Source organism: Lysinibacillus sphaericus OT4b.31 (assembly GCF_000392615.1).
Classification (GTDB): Bacteria; Bacillota; Bacilli; order Bacillales_A; family Planococcaceae; genus Lysinibacillus; species Lysinibacillus sphaericus_B.
Window position 1 is genome coordinate 298,197 of the sequence record NZ_KB933398.1, and the last position, 17,432, is coordinate 315,628.

At 38.0% G+C, this 17,432-nt stretch carries 17 protein-coding genes and 1 other annotated feature; of the genes, 14 read left to right on the forward strand and 3 right to left on the reverse strand.

Annotation, left to right across the window (positions count from 1 at the left end; all coding sequences use genetic code 11):
• Positions 1 to 4: 4 nt before the first annotated feature.
• The 10 genes from nikC to H131_RS01430 all read left to right on the forward strand — a co-directional run bounded on the left by nikC (position 5) and on the right by H131_RS01430 (position 10,605).
• A complete protein-coding gene (gene nikC, locus H131_RS01385) occupies positions 5 to 892 on the forward strand; it encodes a nickel transporter permease (protein ID WP_010857251.1) in 888 nt (295 codons plus the stop codon).
• Positions 893 to 1,207: 315 nt separating this feature from the next.
• On the forward strand, positions 1,208 to 1,828 hold the full coding sequence (locus H131_RS01390) for a TerD family protein (RefSeq protein ID WP_010857252.1): 621 nt from the start codon (positions 1,208 to 1,210) through the stop codon (positions 1,826 to 1,828).
• A 123-nt stretch (positions 1,829 to 1,951) separates the two neighbouring features.
• The gene (locus tag H131_RS01395; RefSeq protein WP_010857253.1) at positions 1,952 to 2,533 is read left to right on the forward strand and encodes a TerD family protein; all 582 of its coding nucleotides are present in this window, start codon (positions 1,952 to 1,954) and stop codon (positions 2,531 to 2,533) included.
• 35 nt (positions 2,534 to 2,568) lie between these two features.
• Positions 2,569 to 3,144, forward strand: a complete 576-nt coding sequence (locus H131_RS01400; protein WP_010857254.1) for a TerD family protein — start codon at positions 2,569 to 2,571, stop codon at positions 3,142 to 3,144.
• 282 nt (positions 3,145 to 3,426) lie between these two features.
• Complete coding sequence (locus tag H131_RS01405) at positions 3,427 to 4,644, forward strand: HpcH/HpaI aldolase/citrate lyase family protein (RefSeq protein WP_010857255.1); 1,218 nt, start codon at positions 3,427 to 3,429, stop codon at positions 4,642 to 4,644.
• A complete protein-coding gene (locus tag H131_RS01410) occupies positions 4,601 to 5,968 on the forward strand; it encodes a phosphoribosyltransferase family protein (RefSeq protein ID WP_010857256.1) in 1,368 nt (455 codons plus the stop codon). The genes H131_RS01405 and H131_RS01410 overlap by 44 nt, the downstream gene beginning before the upstream one ends.
• Entirely contained in the window at positions 5,959 to 7,059 is a 1,101-nt protein-coding gene (locus H131_RS01415; protein ID WP_010857257.1) for a cysteine protease StiP family protein, read from the forward strand. The genes H131_RS01410 and H131_RS01415 overlap by 10 nt, the downstream gene beginning before the upstream one ends.
• A gap of 12 nt (positions 7,060 to 7,071) precedes the next feature.
• On the forward strand, positions 7,072 to 7,884 hold the full coding sequence (locus tag H131_RS01420; protein WP_010857258.1) for an HAD family hydrolase: 813 nt from the start codon (positions 7,072 to 7,074) through the stop codon (positions 7,882 to 7,884).
• Positions 7,885 to 7,910: 26 nt separating this feature from the next.
• Positions 7,911 to 9,542 carry a YceG family protein gene (locus tag H131_RS01425; RefSeq protein ID WP_010857259.1) on the forward strand — a complete coding sequence of 544 codons (1,632 nt, stop codon included), beginning with the start codon at positions 7,911 to 7,913 and terminating at the stop codon, positions 9,540 to 9,542.
• A 22-nt stretch (positions 9,543 to 9,564) separates the two neighbouring features.
• Positions 9,565 to 10,605 (forward strand): toxic anion resistance protein, encoded by a 1,041-nt coding sequence (locus tag H131_RS01430; protein ID WP_010857260.1) that lies wholly within the window; start codon positions 9,565 to 9,567, stop codon positions 10,603 to 10,605.
• 100 nt (positions 10,606 to 10,705) lie between these two features.
• Here H131_RS01430 and H131_RS01435 read toward each other — a convergent pair whose 3' ends face one another.
• Positions 10,706 to 11,794, reverse strand: a complete 1,089-nt coding sequence (locus H131_RS01435; protein WP_010857261.1) for an FUSC family protein — start codon at positions 11,792 to 11,794, stop codon at positions 10,706 to 10,708.
• A gap of 142 nt (positions 11,795 to 11,936) precedes the next feature.
• Positions 11,937 to 13,223, reverse strand: coding sequence for a glutamate-1-semialdehyde 2,1-aminomutase (locus tag H131_RS01440; RefSeq protein WP_010857262.1), 1,287 nt, complete (start codon positions 13,221 to 13,223; stop codon positions 11,937 to 11,939).
• A gap of 129 nt (positions 13,224 to 13,352) precedes the next feature.
• Between H131_RS01440 and bcp the strand changes: the two genes are divergently transcribed.
• The 3 genes from bcp to perR all read left to right on the forward strand — a co-directional run bounded on the left by bcp (position 13,353) and on the right by perR (position 15,327).
• Positions 13,353 to 13,829, forward strand: coding sequence for a thioredoxin-dependent thiol peroxidase (bcp, locus tag H131_RS01445; RefSeq protein ID WP_010857263.1), 477 nt, complete (start codon positions 13,353 to 13,355; stop codon positions 13,827 to 13,829).
• Entirely contained in the window at positions 13,826 to 14,770 is a 945-nt protein-coding gene (locus tag H131_RS01450; RefSeq protein ID WP_010857264.1) for a D-2-hydroxyacid dehydrogenase, read from the forward strand. The genes bcp and H131_RS01450 overlap by 4 nt, the downstream gene beginning before the upstream one ends.
• 113 nt (positions 14,771 to 14,883) lie before the next feature.
• Positions 14,884 to 15,327 (forward strand): peroxide-responsive transcriptional repressor PerR, encoded by a 444-nt coding sequence (gene perR, locus H131_RS01455; protein WP_010857265.1) that lies wholly within the window; start codon positions 14,884 to 14,886, stop codon positions 15,325 to 15,327.
• 25 nt (positions 15,328 to 15,352) lie between these two features.
• Here the strand turns inward: perR and H131_RS01460 are convergent, their stop codons facing one another.
• Positions 15,353 to 15,703, reverse strand: a complete 351-nt coding sequence (locus tag H131_RS01460) for a YgzB family protein (protein WP_010857266.1) — start codon at positions 15,701 to 15,703, stop codon at positions 15,353 to 15,355.
• A 150-nt stretch (positions 15,704 to 15,853) separates the two neighbouring features.
• Between H131_RS01460 and H131_RS01465 the strand changes: the two genes are divergently transcribed.
• Positions 15,854 to 16,738, forward strand: coding sequence for a nucleotidyltransferase-like protein (locus H131_RS01465; protein ID WP_010857267.1), 885 nt, complete (start codon positions 15,854 to 15,856; stop codon positions 16,736 to 16,738).
• 409 nt (positions 16,739 to 17,147) lie between these two features.
• Positions 17,148 to 17,432 (forward strand) — a sequence feature (16S ribosomal RNA rRNA prediction is too short).

Below are 17,432 nucleotides of genomic sequence, written 5' to 3' on the forward strand. Positions count from 1 at the left end.
GGTTATGGCTGGAACAGCAGATGTAAGAAAAGAAGCAGCACAAAATCGTGCTGTAGGTCCTTGGAAAGAAGGCTGGCGTAGCTTTAAAAAGAGTAAAATCTCCCTAGCAGGCGCGGGTATTGTAATATTTTTTATTGTGCTTGCTGTATTTGGTCCTATGATTGCTCCTCAAGGCATCAATGAGCAGGATTTAACGAAAAGATTACTAGCGCCATCAAGTGAACATTGGTTTGGGACAGATGATTTTGGACGTGATATTTTCTCCCGTATTATCCATGGCGCACGTATTTCGTTGAGGATAGGTTTTTTTGCAGTAATTCTATCAGTTGTCGTAGGGAGTTTACTTGGAATTATTGCAGGCTATTATGGGAAATGGATCGATACGATTATTTCACGTATCTTTGATATTATGCTAGCTTTTCCTAGTATTTTACTAGCAATCGCTGTAGTAGCGGTGCTTGGGCCGTCACTACAAAATGCTTTAATTGCAATAGCAATTATAAATGTGCCAAACTTTGGCCGTTTAATTCGTTCCAAGGTATTAAGTGTAAAGGAAGAGGAGTATATTGTCGCTGCGAAAGCAATTGGCATGCGCGATATGCGTATTCTGTTCTCACACATTTTACCAAATTCCATGACGCCTGTTATTGTGCAAGGTACACTGGCTATTGCAACGGCTATTATTGAAGCAGCAGCACTGGGTTTTCTTGGGTTAGGTGCTCAAGCGCCAGCACCAGAGTGGGGAAAAATGCTAGCGGACGCACGTATCTATTTATTGAATGCACCGTGGACGATGATTTTCCCTGGTCTTGCTATTATGCTAACGGTACTAGGCTTTAACTTAATGGGAGATGGATTACGTGATGCGCTCGATCCGAAGATGAAAAGTTAACAAAAGTGTAAAAAAACCTTCTAATTCTTATATTAAGAAGGTTTTTTTGTTTTCAATAGAAAATTTAGCTAGTATACTACTAATTTTTCACAAAAATTTTCAAGAATGTTAAATGATTTAAACCTTTTCGGGGCCATTAATTGAATTTTTTGTCATGTTATTTTAGACTTGAGATAGGCTGAATTTATCTTTTTATCGAAGTAGTGAAAATGGGATATTACTTTTATAAACGTATAGAGTATGAGGTTAATTATAAAAAAATGTACATACGTTTTTCAGCTGAAGACACATTCAAGATATAGGAGGATGTTGGCATTGGGAATTAATTTACAAAAAGGACAACGTGTCGATTTAACAAAAGGTAATGCTGGTTTAAATAGAATTAAAGTGGGTTTGGGCTGGGATCCAGTAAGCCAAACAAAAAGTGGTGGATTTTTAGGTGGCTTATTTTCTAGTGGCGGTAGCGGTGGCAGCGGTAAAAATGTTGACTGTGATGCCTCGGTACTAATGCTTCAAAATGATAAGTTAGTAGCAAACGATGATGTTATTTACTTTGGAAAATTATCAAGTAATTGTGGTTCTATTCGACATTCAGGCGATAATTTAACGGGTGATGGCGATGGTGATGATGAAGTTATTACAATTGATTTAGCGGCAATACCAGCACAATACACTAAAATGGTGTTCGTCGTTAATATTTATGATGCAGCTGGACGCAATCAACATTTCGGTATGATTCAAAATGCATATATTCGTGTGTATGATGACAAGACAGGAGCCGAACTAATTCGTTATAATTTAACTGACAACTATTCGGACTTAACGACGTTAGTTTGTGGTGAAATTTATCGCCACGGCACAGAGTGGAAGTTTGCGGCTGTTGGTAGTGGTACGAATGACTTGAAACTTGGCGACGTAGCTCGAAGATATCAATAATAATCTTTCCTGCAATCAGCTATTTTTTGTACCGCAAGTAAAGCTTTATTAAAAGCTAAGCGACAGATACGGAATAGTTCTTAAAGTATTGATAAAAGCTAAAGAAAATAGGAGGAATTTAAAATGGGTATTTCTTTACAAAAAGGTCAAAAAGTAGATTTAACAAAAACTAATCCAGGTTTGTCAAATGTTATTGTAGGTTTAGGTTGGGACACGAATAAATATGATGGTGGAAATGATTTTGACCTAGATTCATCTGTGTTTTTACTTGCTGACACAGGAAAAGTAGCAGACCAAAATGATTTTATCTTCTACAACAATACTATTGGTGGTAATGGCTCAGTTGAACACTCAGGAGATAACTTAACTGGCGTTGGCGAAGGTGATGATGAGATAGTAAAGGTTGCATTAACTCAAATTCCGGCACATGTTCAACGACTTGCATTCACTGTTACAATCCATGATGCAGATGCACGTAACCAAAACTTTGGTATGGTAACTAATGCTTTCATTCGTATTGTCAATGCGGCAACAAATGAAGAAGTAATCAGATATGATTTAGGGGAAGATTTCAGCATTGAAACAGCTGTTGTTGTAGGTGAGTTATACCGTCATAATGGCGAATGGAAATTCAACGCAGTTGGAGCAGGTTATCAGGGTGGTTTAGCTGCACTTTGTAGTGACTATGGATTAAACGTAAACTAATACTTCACCTTATACAAGGAAGGGAGATTTTCTAAATGGGTATTCAATTAAGTAAAGGGCAACGTATTGATTTAATGAAGCAGGATCCAGGCTTAAATAATGTAGGTATTGGTTTAGGTTGGGATGTAAAACAATTTGATGGCGGAAATGACTTTGACCTAGACGCCTCTGTGTTTTTACTAGATGCATCTGGAAAATGCCGCAATGAGCAGGATTTTATTTTCTACAATAATTTAACAAGTTCAGACCAATCTGTCGTGCATACAGGTGATAACCGTACGGGTGATGGCGATGGGGATGACGAAAAAATTCTTGTAAACTTAAAACAAGTATCTCCTCAAATTGAAAAAATAGTAGTGACTGTCACAATCTACGATGCAGAAGGTCGCCATCAAAACTTCGGACAAGTTTTAAATGCTTATGTTCGTTTAACGAATGAAGACTCAGGTTCAGAAGTCCTTCGCTATGATTTAGGGGAAGATTTCAGCATTGAAACAGCAGTAGTATTCTGTGAATTATATCGTCACAATGGCGAGTGGAAATTTGCAGCTGTTGGTTCAGGCTACCAAGGTGGTCTTAATGCGTTAGTTAACGCATATGGCTTACAATAAAATATAATTTAGTTTATTGGTAAATGTTACAGATGTTGAATTGTATATGTACAATTCAACATCTGTACGTTACTTTACCTGCTATATGCGTATCGATACCAGGGGAATACCATACGAAGTGTTCTTGGTTATTTGAATCGTAGCATTTTTACTAACTTTTGGTATACATAAGTTGAATAAGAAGGTAACGTAACTAAAGGCACTGTATTGGTCTGTAAAAAAGCAGGCTAATACAGTGCCTTTTTCCACAAAGATAATTCTTTTGATGAGGGAGAGAAGTAGATGCAACATTTTGCAACTGAAGCAGAGGCTATCTTTTATAAGAAGCCTCAACCATTTACAAAATTGGATACCTCAGATATTTTAGCCTATACATTAGGTGCAACTTTATATATGCCTGCCTCGATGCCTCATATTTTAGAGATGGTTCAATCTCAAAAATATAAAGAACTGACTTCTTTTGTCATTGATTTAGAAGATGCAGTGGGAGATGCAGAGTTAGCGGAATGTGAAGAAAAATTAATAACAGATATTAGCGCACTCTATACTCTTTATGAAAATAAAGAAATTCAGCTACAAAATTTACCTCTTATATTTATACGTGTACGTAGTGTTGAACAATTTGCATTTTTAACATCTGTCTTAGGAAAACATCAAGCAGTCCTAACTGGCTATGTGTTTCCTAAATTTTCTGCGGTGCAAGGAGCTAGCTATTTTGAATTGCTTGAACAAACGATTCAACAGCATCAGCTTACGTTATTCGGCATGCCAATTTTGGAAAGTCGTGATATTTTGTATAAGGAATCTCGTATGGACTCATTGTTTGCGATTAAAGAAGTACTTCAACAATACAGAGAACGTGTCTTAAACATTCGTATTGGTGCAACGGATTTTTGTGGAATATATGGTATACGTCGTCGTGTAGATTCAACGATTTACGATATAGCGGTTATTCGAGATTGCATTGCAGATATTGTCAATGTGTTAGGTCGTGAGGAAGACGGTTTTGTTATATCTGGACCTGTATGGGAATATTTCAGTAATCAGCGTGTATTAAAGCCAGAATTGAGAGTGACTCCTTTTAGTGAAAAAGGAGCGCTACATGCACGACAAGCATTACTCGATGATTATTTAGATGGCTTGATTAAGGAAGTGTTAATGGATAGACAAAATGGTATTTTAGGTAAGACCATTATTCATCCAAGTCATATTCGTGTCGTACATGCGCTATACGTAGTTTCGTACGAAGAATACCTAGATGCACTAAGCATTGTAGAGCATAATGATGGTCAAAAAGGTGTGATAAAAAGTCATTATGCCAATAAAATGAATGAAATGAAGCCTCATACGAGGTGGGCGCAGCAAATTTTACGCCAAGCGCATGTCTATGGTGTATACAACGAATCTGTAGATTTCGCGTCCCTTTTATTGAATACTGAAGTAGGGGGAAGTTTAGATGACACAACGGAAGAGCAGATTGAATATTTTTCAGGACTATGAAATGGCTATTTCGCTAACCCATAATCCGTATAATTTTGCAATAACAGATTTGTTTAAAATGGCAACACGTATTAATAAAAAAAGACAATTTTTATTCGTCAGTACCGTCCTTGGCAAGCATTTAGCAGTACGACCGCAAGTGCCAATGCTAACGGGGACACTGCTAGCAATGATGTATCATCAAAAGCTTGTTGGTGAGGAAGCTTCGTTACTTCCAACTGTTGTACGAGCACTCAAGCAACCGCAAAATGTGCAAGAAATATTACAACGAGTAGAAGCACAACCACTTGAACTGCTAGAGGAAACATTATTTATTGGTTTTGCGGAAACGGCGACAGCACTTGGTCATGCCGTATTTAATGCTTTTGGATCAAAAGCGATGTATATTCATACGACACGTGAATTTCTACCTGAACTTGAAGCATTTGTGACTTTTGAAGAAGAGCATTCACATGCAACGAGTCATCGCGTTTATTGTGAACAACCAGAAAAATTACTACAAGCCAAACGTATTGTATTAATAGATGATGAGATTACAACTGGAAATACGGTTGTCAATATAATTGAAACACTACGACAAAAGTTCCCTAATGTTAAGCATTACTCTGTATTATCCATTTTAGATTGGCGTTCTGCCCAACAGCAAGTTTACTTTAACGACATGGAGAAGCAATGGGATGTAACGATTGATTTCGTCACAATGATGGGCGGACACTTTAGCTGTGATGGAGAACCACATTTATCTAGTAAACAAGTAGAAGTTACTACACAAGAGGCTCCACTAACTCTACTATCAATAAAGGAAGCTATTGAGCAAAAATGTTATCGTTCGATTGCGGAAAACGGAATTGAAAATGAGGCACCTTACATGCTAGCAACAGGAAGATTTATGTTGACAACTGATCAGCATGTGGAACAAAAGAATACACTAAAAGGAATTGCTCGGCAGTTAAAAGAACGGAGAACAGATGGACCAGCACTTGTTATTGGAACGGGTGAATTTATGTATGTACCGATGCAATTAGCTAGTTATTTAGGTGAGGACGTTTATGTTCAATCGACAACTCGTAGCCCAATTTATTGTGCACAGGAAACAGGTTATACAATTACTGAGAAAATAGCTTTTGAAAGCCCTGAAAATAATGGTGTTGAAAATTATTTATATAATGTACAAAGTCATCCGTACTCGGAACTTTTTTTAGTTGTAGAACGTATAGCAAATAAAGAGGTTGTTGCACGAGTTGTACATGCGCTGCAAACAGTAAGTAACGCAAAAATTTATGTGGTTTGTATGCATGAATTGGAGGAGCAATTATGCGATTAGACATGCAACCCGATAAAATGGGGAGTTATTCACCTGAAGATGTTGTTTTTTTACTACGTGATATTAGTAATGTCGCACTCGAATTAAACAACGAAAAACGTGAACAACTTATCCAATCGGGCACACATTATTCTGAAATGCTACCAGTCGAATATCAGCCATCAGAAGCATATATGGCACTTTTTTATAAAACTTTAGATGACTATGCACAGCGTATTGCGCTAGCTGTTGGAATTGTGGCGGAACAAATTGTAGCACGCCAAGGGTTAGAGGATTTAGTGCTCGTTAGTTTAGCGAGAGCCGGTACACCGATTGGTATATTGATTAAACGTTATATAAAAATGCGATACAATGTTGACGTGCCACATTATACGATTTCGATACTTCGTGGTCGTGGATTTGATGAAATGGCCATCCATTATATATTTGAAGAGCATCCACTAGCGCGCATTCAATTTATTGATGGCTGGACGGGAAAAGGTGCCATCACGAAGGAATTGCAACAATCGTGTGAGCTTTTCAATGCACACAATGAAGAACAACTGGATGCTTCATTAGCTGTATTAGCGGATCCAGGGCACTGTACGTCAATTTATGGTACGCGTGAAGACTTTTTAATTCCATCTGCTTGTTTAAATTCTACAGTGTCTGGGTTAGTAAGTCGTACAGTATTGAATTTGCAGTTTATGAACGAACATGACTTCCATGGGGCTAAATATTATAAAGAACTAGAGGATGTTGATGTTTCGAACTTGTATATCGACCGTGTGAGTGCTTATTTTCAACAAGTTCAACATGAAGTTGCACAGCAAATTAGTAAACAAACACAGTCTCCTGTTACATGGCAAGGGATGCAATCCGTGCAGGCGATTCAACGAGATTTAGGGATTGCAAATATTCATTTCGTGAAACCAGGTGTTGGTGAAACGACGCGTGTATTACTCCGTCGTATACCTTGGAAAATTTTAATTAATCCTAAATATGCGAACGAACTTGAGCACATATTGTTATTAGCTAAGGAAAAAAATGTACCTGTTGTAGAATATCCGAATATGTCGTACGCCTGCTGTGGCTTAATAAAAGAAGTATAGAGGAGAGAAAACATGCTACTATTTACATCGGATTTAGATCGTACCCTTATCTATTCAAAGCGTATGATGGCAAATTTTCCAGCACTAACACCATCAGTCGAAGCTGAACGTAAAGAAGGTGAAGTGATGAGCCTAATGACGGAAGCGACAACGAGGTTATTGCATCAGGTACAGGAACAAACGTTATTCGTGCCTGTAACGACTCGCGCCTTTCATCAATATGAACGCATTCATTTGATAAAAGAGCTATGTCCAGCTTTTGCAATTACGAGTAATGGGGGTACAATATTAGAAAATGGTTGTCCCAATGAAGAATGGACAAAAACTTTACGCAAACGTATCGAAGATTCCTCGATTCCAGATGCTGATATGTTGCAACGTTTTGATGTGATGAAATCAGACACTTGGCTGCAACGTTCATTTTATGTGGATGAGCTTTTTTATGTGTATCACGTAGATTTAACAATTTTAAGACAAGATGAAGTACAGGCAATCATTCAGGAGTTTGATGTGCTTGGTTGGTATGTCCTTTTACAAGGAAGAAAATTATACTTTTTGCCGAAAGTGCTAACAAAGGAAGCGGCGATTGCTTATTTAAAAGAACATTGTTCATATGATATGCATGTAGCAGCAGGCGATTCCATTATGGACTACGGTATGCTCGCTATGGCGGATATAGGCTATACACCGGCTCACGGTGATTTAAAAGATAAACAACCACAAGTGTTAGGAAATACAATATATTCAACTTATAGTGGTGAAGCGTTTACGCAAAGTTTACTTGAGGATGTTTTACGACTAGTAGCAAAACAACCAACTGTGTAAGACCATGTAAGGAGGTGACGTTTTGTATGCAAACAATCACAATAGAGTCCGTATTGGAACGTGATCCTTATGATTGGCTACAAGCGTTTCAAGATTCACCTAAATTGCGTGCACTATATGAGGTAACCGAGCAACAAATACGGTTTAGTCGCATTGCCGTTCGAGTATTAGGTGTACCAATAGAAGAAGATGATTATTTTAACGCATTATATACATTGTCACAAAATCCAAGTGTTTATATTTTAAGTGAAGAGTTAAATAAACACATTGAGCAAAAGGATTTTCAGGCGTTGCAAAGTATTTTAGCGCAACATCAACAAACACCTAAAGGCTTGTCTATTAATCGACTAATTGCGATGATGTATGGCCATCAGCTTATTCCAAAGCATGATGATGGGACACTGAATCGTCATTTGCAGCTTGCCACTATTCGTGTAGTGGAGCGCTTTCGTGACCAGCAATCGCTTGGTTTACTTGCGAATGATTTCCGTCGTTTTTTAATTGATATGGTGAAGTGGCTAAAGAATCACTGGATTCAATGGACGAAAACTATGAAGCCAACTGATGATTTTCCAAAGGTTGTTTGGTATGGTGAGACGACGATTAGTCAGCGTTATTTCTTGTTATTATTAATGGAACTAGGTTGTGATGTGTTAATCTTCCACCCGACTGCTGTTGATGAATTTGCAGAAGTGGATGTAGGGAATCTTTTTTCAATTACACACGCCCATGCAAGCCAAACAACATTACAGCCATTCCCCGATAAGCTTCGTGACCGTCAGGCAACTGTCGGCTATCGCTCCAGTCAACATTTTGAGCAGTTAATGCACGACCAACAATCTGGCGTTTATCGTCCATGGCAATTTAAAGATTTTATGCCTCGTTCTTTAACTTTACGAATGACCTATGATGATATTTTTATTTATGCCAACGAAAAAGCGATGGTACGTCCGAAATTCGAAGTTGTCGGGAATGAGGTTGTGATTCCTGTTATTTTTGCCAAAATTAGTGGTGTGTCAAGTAGACGTGAAGAGTATTGGCATTTTATGCATCAGTTACTTGCCAGTCCGCAAACCTTATTTGTGCAGGAGTTTCCATACGCTAAAGCGAGTAGAGCCAATTTCCATTTCCATTATAAGCACTGTCTAGTAAATGGAGAATTATCCACAGAGCGGATTTTGCAAAGCGACTGGTGGCAGTATGATGAATTGACAGCAGAACTACAACAGGCGATTGCACATACGATGAAAACATCTTGTGAACAGCCGCTCCTGAAACAATTGCCAAACGAATCGAAATATGATTTACAGCTATTTTTATTTAAGCAGATGGCGACGATTCCAAAAGAAATACTGCGCCTATTGCAAAGTTTTGATTATGCACAGGAAGTGCCCAAACTGGTACTCTACCAAGCACCACAACAGCCTACGTTAGCCCGTGAAGATGTTGCTTTATTAGCATTTTTAAATCGCTTTGGTGTTGATATTGTGTTTTACAATCCAACAGGTAAACTAGATTTAGAAAAACATTTGCAAGAAGATACCTTTGATGGGCATCGACTAGAACATATGGTGTTTGATTTACAATACGAAGAACCGAAGCAGCAAAAGCCTGCGCCAGATAAAATGATCAAAAAACTATTTAATCGCTTTTTTTGATGATTAGGAAAGGAGGCACGCTATGTCTAATGTACCGATTACACTTGAACAATTGACGCCAGAAACAGCCGAAGTGACAAAATGTCAATTACGTCAGAATGTCGAAGTGCAGCAAATTGCAAATCGTATTAATATAAAGAATCAACTCGATTTAATGGCACTCGGTAAAGGGCCTTCGTCGAAGCTATCACGTTTTTCAGATCAAATTTTAAATATGATGGCAAAATCAAAAGTGAATGAATCCGGCGATTTGTTGAAGCAACTTGAAGCTTTAATGGCCAAATTTGATAAAAAGGAAGTTATCGAGCAGCAAAGTTTTTTCGGCAAGTTGTTTAAGCGTGCGCCGAAAAAAAGTGAAGATTTATTTGAGAAGTACAATTTACTTGGTAGAGATATTGAGAAAATTCATTATCAGTTTGTGCTAATGGAAGAGGCGTTAGCAAACGATAATCGATTGCTTGCACGACTATATCGTGAAGATTTGACTTATTATCTTGAAATTGAAAAATATATTGTAGCGGCAGAAATGAAATTGGATGAAGTGACAACGACATTAATGCCGATGTATAAAAAACAGAGTGAGGCAGGTAACCAAATTGCAAAAATGGAGCTAAATACTTTGCAAACGATTACCGATATGTTGGCCCAAAAAATAGATGAATTAGATAGATCCCGTATGGTCGCTATTTTAGCAGCGCCTCAAATTGAAATGATTCGGAATGGGAATAGTGAGTTAATGGAGCAAATTAATAGTGCGTTTATAACAACGATTCCTGTTTTTAAAATGAGTATGATGAATGCAGTCAATGAAAAACGTCAAAAACTACAGAATGATTCGGCAGCAGCTTTTGAAAATCGCATGAAACAATATGGGGGAGTAAACAGTGACGCGGTGCAACTAAGCACGGTAATGGCACAGCAACCTGAAAGGCCACAGACACTTGAAGAAATGTGGGATACAATTGTTTCGGGAATTTCTAATTATCGTAAGCTGCGTGATGAACAAACTGCACAGCGCCTGAAAGCAGAGCAACAACTCATGGCGTTGGGCAATGAAAGCTAAAAAAAGCTGACACCTTTTCCAAAAATGGTGTCGGCTTTTTATGTGAGGCATAGAAGAAAGAACGACAAACAGAATTACATTCTATTTGTCGTTCTAAGTATTAAATAAACTCTTCTTCAATTTCTAGATTAATTTCCTGACCGTGGTAGCTTTGGTATGACACAATCAATGTGTCTAAATGCTCTAAGTTTTCCTCGTAATCTAAAATGCGGGATAAAATGTATAGTAGGTGATAGCTTGAAAACTCAGTATCTCCTTCTTCATGAGCATATGAGACTTGTTTAATGAAAATCTCCATTAATTCATTTCGTTGGACATAATCGATATGTTTGCTCCATTCAGAATGCTCGGGTTTTAATTTGCCTGTGTACTTTAATAAAAGCTGTTCATGGTAGGTGAGTAGAAAATCTAATCGCTCCTGAATCATTAAATGGAACTGTGTGGGTAGGTGTGCTAATTCATTTTCATGTTTATGCAAACGGTGTAGGAGCTCCAAACTTTTCTTCGACGTTGTAATCATTTGGCGATACACAACCAGTTTTCTCACTTTTACGAACTTTTTATTTTTAATGTAGCTACGCTCTTCTTTATAAAACTCATACAATGTATCGACGCGTAACATACGGTCTCTGAATTTGTTTATGGCTGCTTTAGTAGATGTATGTTCGGAAGCCTGACGAACGGCGAGTCGTGTCCAGCGAATAATATCATCTTGTAAAAAATAGATTTTGCGGAACAGCTTCACTTCGTATTTAGGTGGTAAGAAAAATAAATTGACGACAAAAGCTGCCAAAACTCCGACTAAAATGGTTGAAAAGCGAATGAGACCAAATGTTATAAAATCATCGCCTTGAATCTCCATAATCGCTACTACTGTCACAAGTGCTAATGACAAAGATTTTTCAAGTTTAAATTTCAACATAAAGCCAATCGTAATGACGACGGCAATTCCTATAGCCACAATATGGTGACCAAATAGTAAACCAAAAATAACAGCAATGGTTGCACCTATTATATTTGCCTGAACTTGCTCGACAATGGTTTGATAGGAACGATAAATTGAAGGTTGAATCGCAAAAATGGCAGCGATTCCAGCAAATACTGGTGAAGGTAAATGTAACAATTCTGCAATAAACAATGCAAAGACAATTGCAACACCTGTTTTAAATACACGGGCACCTAATTTCATAGAAAATGGATGTCCTTTCTGTCTAAAATTTTTAAGCTTCTTTACATTATAGAAGGAAGTGCAGATAAAATACATAGATTTGTGTTTTGCTGAATGAAAAAGGCGACTTTCTAGGGAAAGTCGCCTTCGTATTGTCAGTTATTTATAATTGTGAGAATGCATAGTCCACAGCTTTTATCGTTTCTTGAATATCTGCCTCTGTATGCTCTGTTGTTAAGAACCATGCTTCATATTTTGAAGGGGCTAAGTTAATGCCTTGCTCCAGCATTAATTTAAAGAAGCGTCCGAAAATTTCTCCGTCAGAGTTTTCTGCTTGGTCATAGTTTTCTACTTTCACATCTGTAAAGTAGATAGTAAGTGCACCTTTTAAACGATTTAAAGTAATTGTAACATCATGCTTTGTAGCTGCTGTTAAAATACCTTCTTCTAAAATGGCACCAAGACGATCCATTTCATCATAAATACCTGGCGTAGATAAAACTTCTAGACAAGCAATACCTGCTTGCATTGATGCAGGGTTACCTGCCATTGTACCCGCTTGATAGGCAGGACCAAGTGGAGCAACTGTGTCCATAATTTCTTTGCGACCACCGTATGCGCCGATTGGTAAGCCACCACCTATTACTTTCCCAAGTGCAGTCAAATCAGGAGTTAAGCCGAGTAAATTTTGAGCGCCGCCGTAATGGAAACGGAAGGCAGTAATGACTTCGTCGTGAATTGTTAAAGCACCTTTTACTTTTGCTGTTGCATGCACTAATTCTAAGAAGCCTGGATTTGGCTCTACAATTCCGAAATTCCCAACGATTGGCTCGATTAAAATACCAGCAATTTGATCGCCCCATTTATCCATAGCGTCCGTAAATGCTTCGGGATTGTTAAATGGTACAGTAATCACTTCTTCAGCCGTAGCAGTAGTTACACCTGCTGAATCAGGTGTACCCAGTGTTGCAGGTCCAGACCCAGCAGCCACTAATACTAAATCAAAGTGACCGTGATAGCAGCCAGCGAATTTCATAATTTTTGTACGACCAGTATAAGCGCGCGCAACTCGAATTGTTGTCATTACGGCTTCTGTTCCGGAGTTATTGAAACGTACTTTATCCATAGAAGGAATCGCTTCTTTTAGCATTTTGGCAAATATTACTTCATATTCAGTAGGTGTACCGAATAATGTGCCGTTTTCAGCTGCATTTGCAATGGCTTTAGCGATATGTGGGTGACCGTGGCCAGTAACGATTGGTCCATATGCTGCTAAATAGTCGATATATCGGTTACCGTCAACATCCCAGAAATAAGCACCTTTACCACGTGCCATAGTGACAGGGGAACCGCCACCAACTGCTTTATAAGAACGAGAAGGGCTGTTTACACCACCAACGATATGCTGGAGCGCCTCTGCGTGTATTGCTTCAGATTTTGAGTGATTCATAATATTGCCTCCTAAGTGATAATACTTAATCTATTGTAGACCTATCAGTGTAAGAAATCCAAAGAAAATAAGGAATATGACTTGAATTGTTACTTAGAGTAAAATAGAAAATGCAGAGGAGGAGATTGTATGACATTAATCGAAGGGAAAAAAGCACCTGATTTTTCACTCCTAAATGAAGAAGGTGAAAAGGTGCATTTAACAGATTTTAAAGGGCAAAACGTTATTTTGTATTTTTACCCAAAAGATATGACGCCGGGCTGTACGACTCAAGCTTGTGACTTCCGGGACAAACATGATGATTTTAGTCAGTTAAATGCAATTGTGTTAGGAGTGAGTCCAGATGATACAAAGAAACATACAAAGTTCATTGATAAGCATGGACTGCCTTTCTCACTTTTAGTGGACGAGGATCATGCAGTAGCGGAGGCTTATAGTGTATGGGTACTGAAGAAAATGTATGGACGTGAGTTTATGGGGATTGAGCGCTCCACATTTTTAATAGATACGGAAGGCAATCTTGTGAAGGCTTGGCGTAAAGTACGCGTGAAAAACCATATTGAGGAAGTGTATGCATTTTTAGCAGAGCAGGAGGCAACGAAATGAGAATTTATTTTACGTTTGAGCCACGACCAGATTTACGTGAGCCATTACTAGTAGAGTTTCCACAAGTTGATTTCGTTTTTGAAAATGGCATATCAATTGAAGAACTTCAAACGGCAGATGTGTTAGTTACATATGGCGAAGATTTAAACGAAGAGAATATTCAATATGCAGCAAAACTCAAGTGGATTTTTGTTGCCTCAGCAGGTGTAGAAAAAATGCCAGCCCAAGCAATCGTAGACCGAGGAATTTTAGTATCAAATGTGCGTGGGATTCATAAAACACCCATGGCGGAATCGATGCTTGCTCATATTCTAGCCATCAAACGTGCACTACCGTGGATGTATGAGCAACAAAAGAAAAGTGAATGGTCAAAAAAAGGGAAACAAACGGAATTGCGTGATAGCACGGCATTAATTTTAGGACCAGGTGCGATTGGATCAGAAGTTGGTCGCTTACTACAAGCTTTTGGAGTGGTAACAATCGGTTGTAACCGTTCTGGAAAAGAAGCGCCACATATGAATGTAATGGTCAGCTTCGATAAGCTATTAGAAGCTTTACCTAAAGCGGATATTGTCATTTCTGTGTTACCTAAAACAACAGAAACAACGCATTTATTGAAAGAGCAACATTTTAAAGTGATGAAGAATAATGTGATTTTCATGAATTTCGGTCGTGGCAACTTGGTGGATGAAAAAGTGCTCATCAACGCCATTCAAGCTGACGAAATTGGCTATGCAGTACTTGATGTATTTGAACAAGAGCCACTTGCTGAGAGTAGTGCCCTATGGACATTACCAAATGTTATCGTATCCCCACATATTTCAAGTCATTCTTCTCGTTATGTTGAACGCAGTTTGAGTATCTTTAAGCCAAGCTTAGTAAAATGGCTTAACGGAGAAACAAAATTAGAAAATGTTATGGATCTGTCAAGAGGGTATTGAGTTGTGATTTTTCATAAGTAGAATGGGCAATTGTTGACAGATGTTAGCTTCATTCGATACACTATTTATAACAATTATAAATTAATAATACTTATGAGAAGAGGTGCATGACGATGTCTACAACGCATTTACAAGATGCACTTGACACGTTAAAAACAACTGGTGTACGTATTACTCCTCAGCGTCATGCTATTTTGGAATATTTAATACAATCAATGGCACACCCAACAGCCGATGAAATTTATAAAGCACTTGAAGGAAAATTCCCAAATATGAGTGTGGCGACTGTTTATAATAACTTACGTGTATTCCGTGAGGTTGGTTTAGTAAAAGAGCTGACTTATGGAGATGCTTCAAGTCGCTTTGATTTCGTAACGAACGATCATTATCATATGATTTGTGAATGCTGTGGTAAAATTGTCGATTTCCACTACCCTGGTTTAGATGAAATTGAGCATTTTGCATCACAAGTAACTGGCTTTGATGTCCACTCTCACCGTTTGGAAATATATGGTACATGTCCATCATGTAAAGATGTTTCTGTCAAAGTACAATAAAAAATCCTAGCTCTTAACATAAGGGCTAGGACTTTTTTGTCTTATTATAAGATTGATCGAACTCTTTTCCTTCAAGTGTTGGATCCAATGTTAACGGTTCATTGCAATACATACACATATCCACACGACCTAATACTTTTGTATACTTTTGACAATTAGGGCACTGAACCTGGACTGCTCGTGTTGAGAGAAGGCCAATCCAAGCGTAAACGACTGTACTGCCGATAATACAAAGTAAGCCAAGAGTCATAAAGATTAGTACAAGCACGGGATTATTTTTAAAGAAGATGGCCCCATACATGACTACAAAGCCGATAAAAATAAGTGCTAATGCGAATGAACGGATTTTATTAATTTTACTTTTGTAAGGTTTCATATAGCATCTTGCCTCCCAATCTAAAATCTACTATAACATATAAGGACAAAGTATTTTAGCTTTGAGTATAAGGAAAGAAGGATTACTTCTGAAGTATGTCGAATTTTTAACGAAATAAGAGGTCACAAAAAGAACAGAGGAGGACTGAACATGGAGCAAGTTTTGCGTCCAATATACCAAGAACGTGCGAGTCAGTCGAATACATTAGGCGTCATTTTAGTGGAAAAACGTGAGGAGCAAAGTAATGTTACCGATACATTTGATACGGTATTACTAATTATCGTGAAGGAAGCAGAGAGGCCTATTTTTACAAAACACTACTTATATGAAGGAAATAAGGTAGCCTTACATACTGTTACAGAGAAATTATTACGCAAATGGTTGTTAATAGGCTCAAATAAAAAGGTGGTCGATTGGATCTTCTTTGGCAAAGTATTATTTGACCGCAATGAATTCCTTCATAAACTAAAAATTGAGTTACAAGAGTTTCCGTTTAATGGTCGTAAAATTAAAACGGGTATTCAATTTTCGAAACTAATTCGACGATACCTCGAAGGAAAAGAATATTTTGATAAGGGAAGCTATCTTGATGCATACAATCACGTAGTAGACTCATTACATCATTTAGGGCGTTTATCAATTATAGATAGCGGGCTCTATCCAGAAGTAACGGTTTGGGCGCAAGTGAAAAAAATCGAACCAGCAATATATAAATTATATGAAGAACTTGTTATGAGTAACGAACCAATTGAAAAGCGATTAGAGCTTTTATTTTTAGCTAGTGAATTTCTAATCCATTCTCGCACGCAGGATGGTGCCCAACATATATTAGAAGTAATGCAATCTAAGGAGTCATGGACAATTCAAGAATTACACGACCATAGCGAACTTGTTAACTACTCTGTGGACCTAGAAGTGTTTGTTGAGTATTTAGTTGACAAGGGCCATATTGTTATTGATCCTGTAGTTGCAAAAAGCGATATGATATTCCATCGCCATTATAAGGTGAATAAAGAATCTCTAGAAATGGAATAAAGTCTGTAGTATGCTAGTAATCGAGGTATAGAAAATACCTCGATATTTTTTTTGAAAAAAGTATTGACTATTAATCCATTGCTATTGTATTATATTAATTGTCGCTAAGACATAAACGAATAACACTTAGAGAAACAGAAAAAACTTTTTTTAAAAAAGTGATTGACACAAACTGAGTGAAATGTTAATATAAAGAAGTCGCTGCAAAACGACATAAAATGAACCTTGAAAACTGAACAAGCAAAACGTAATCAATAAAGTTTTTAGTAGCGAACTTCGGTACGTGAACGAAACAAAATTTTGGACATCAAAATTGATGCCAGCAAAACAATTTGAGCTTATCAAATTTCTTTTATGGAGAGTTTGATCCTGGCTCAGGACGAACGCTGGCGGCGTGCCTAATACATGCAAGTCGAGCGAATGATGAGGAAGCTTGCTTTCTCTGATTTAGCGGCGGACGGGTGAGTAACACGTGGGCAACCTACCTTGTAGTTTGGGATAACTCCGGGAAACCGGGGCTAATACCAAATAATCTCTTTTACTTCATGGTGAAAGACTGAAAGACGGTTTTGGCTGTCGCTATAGGATGGGCCCGCGGCGCATTAGCTAGTTGGTGAGGTAACGGCTCACCAAGGCAACGATGCGTAGCCGACCTGAGAGGGTGATCGGCCACACTGGGACTGAGACACGGCCC

Coding starts and splice junctions, on each gene's coding strand:
- H131_RS01405 (WP_010857255.1), top strand. CDS start 3,427: ATGCAACATTTTGCAACTGAAGCAGAGGCTATCTTTTATAAGAAGCCT.
- H131_RS01415 (WP_010857257.1), top strand. CDS start 5,959: ATGCGATTAGACATGCAACCCGATAAAATGGGGAGTTATTCACCTGAA.
- H131_RS01435 (WP_010857261.1), bottom strand. CDS start 11,794: ATGAAATTAGGTGCCCGTGTATTTAAAACAGGTGTTGCAATTGTCTTT.
- H131_RS01460 (WP_010857266.1), bottom strand. CDS start 15,703: ATGAAACCTTACAAAAGTAAAATTAATAAAATCCGTTCATTCGCATTA.
- perR (WP_010857265.1), top strand. CDS start 14,884: ATGTCTACAACGCATTTACAAGATGCACTTGACACGTTAAAAACAACT.
- H131_RS01450 (WP_010857264.1), top strand. CDS start 13,826: ATGAGAATTTATTTTACGTTTGAGCCACGACCAGATTTACGTGAGCCA.
- bcp (WP_010857263.1), top strand. CDS start 13,353: ATGACATTAATCGAAGGGAAAAAAGCACCTGATTTTTCACTCCTAAAT.
- H131_RS01465 (WP_010857267.1), top strand. CDS start 15,854: ATGGAGCAAGTTTTGCGTCCAATATACCAAGAACGTGCGAGTCAGTCG.
- H131_RS01410 (WP_010857256.1), top strand. CDS start 4,601: ATGACACAACGGAAGAGCAGATTGAATATTTTTCAGGACTATGAAATG.
- H131_RS01395 (WP_010857253.1), top strand. CDS start 1,952: ATGGGTATTTCTTTACAAAAAGGTCAAAAAGTAGATTTAACAAAAACT.
- H131_RS01420 (WP_010857258.1), top strand. CDS start 7,072: ATGCTACTATTTACATCGGATTTAGATCGTACCCTTATCTATTCAAAG.
- H131_RS01430 (WP_010857260.1), top strand. CDS start 9,565: ATGTCTAATGTACCGATTACACTTGAACAATTGACGCCAGAAACAGCC.
- H131_RS01425 (WP_010857259.1), top strand. CDS start 7,911: ATGCAAACAATCACAATAGAGTCCGTATTGGAACGTGATCCTTATGAT.
- nikC (WP_010857251.1), top strand. CDS start 5: ATGGCTGGAACAGCAGATGTAAGAAAAGAAGCAGCACAAAATCGTGCT.
- H131_RS01440 (WP_010857262.1), bottom strand. CDS start 13,223: ATGAATCACTCAAAATCTGAAGCAATACACGCAGAGGCGCTCCAGCAT.
- H131_RS01400 (WP_010857254.1), top strand. CDS start 2,569: ATGGGTATTCAATTAAGTAAAGGGCAACGTATTGATTTAATGAAGCAG.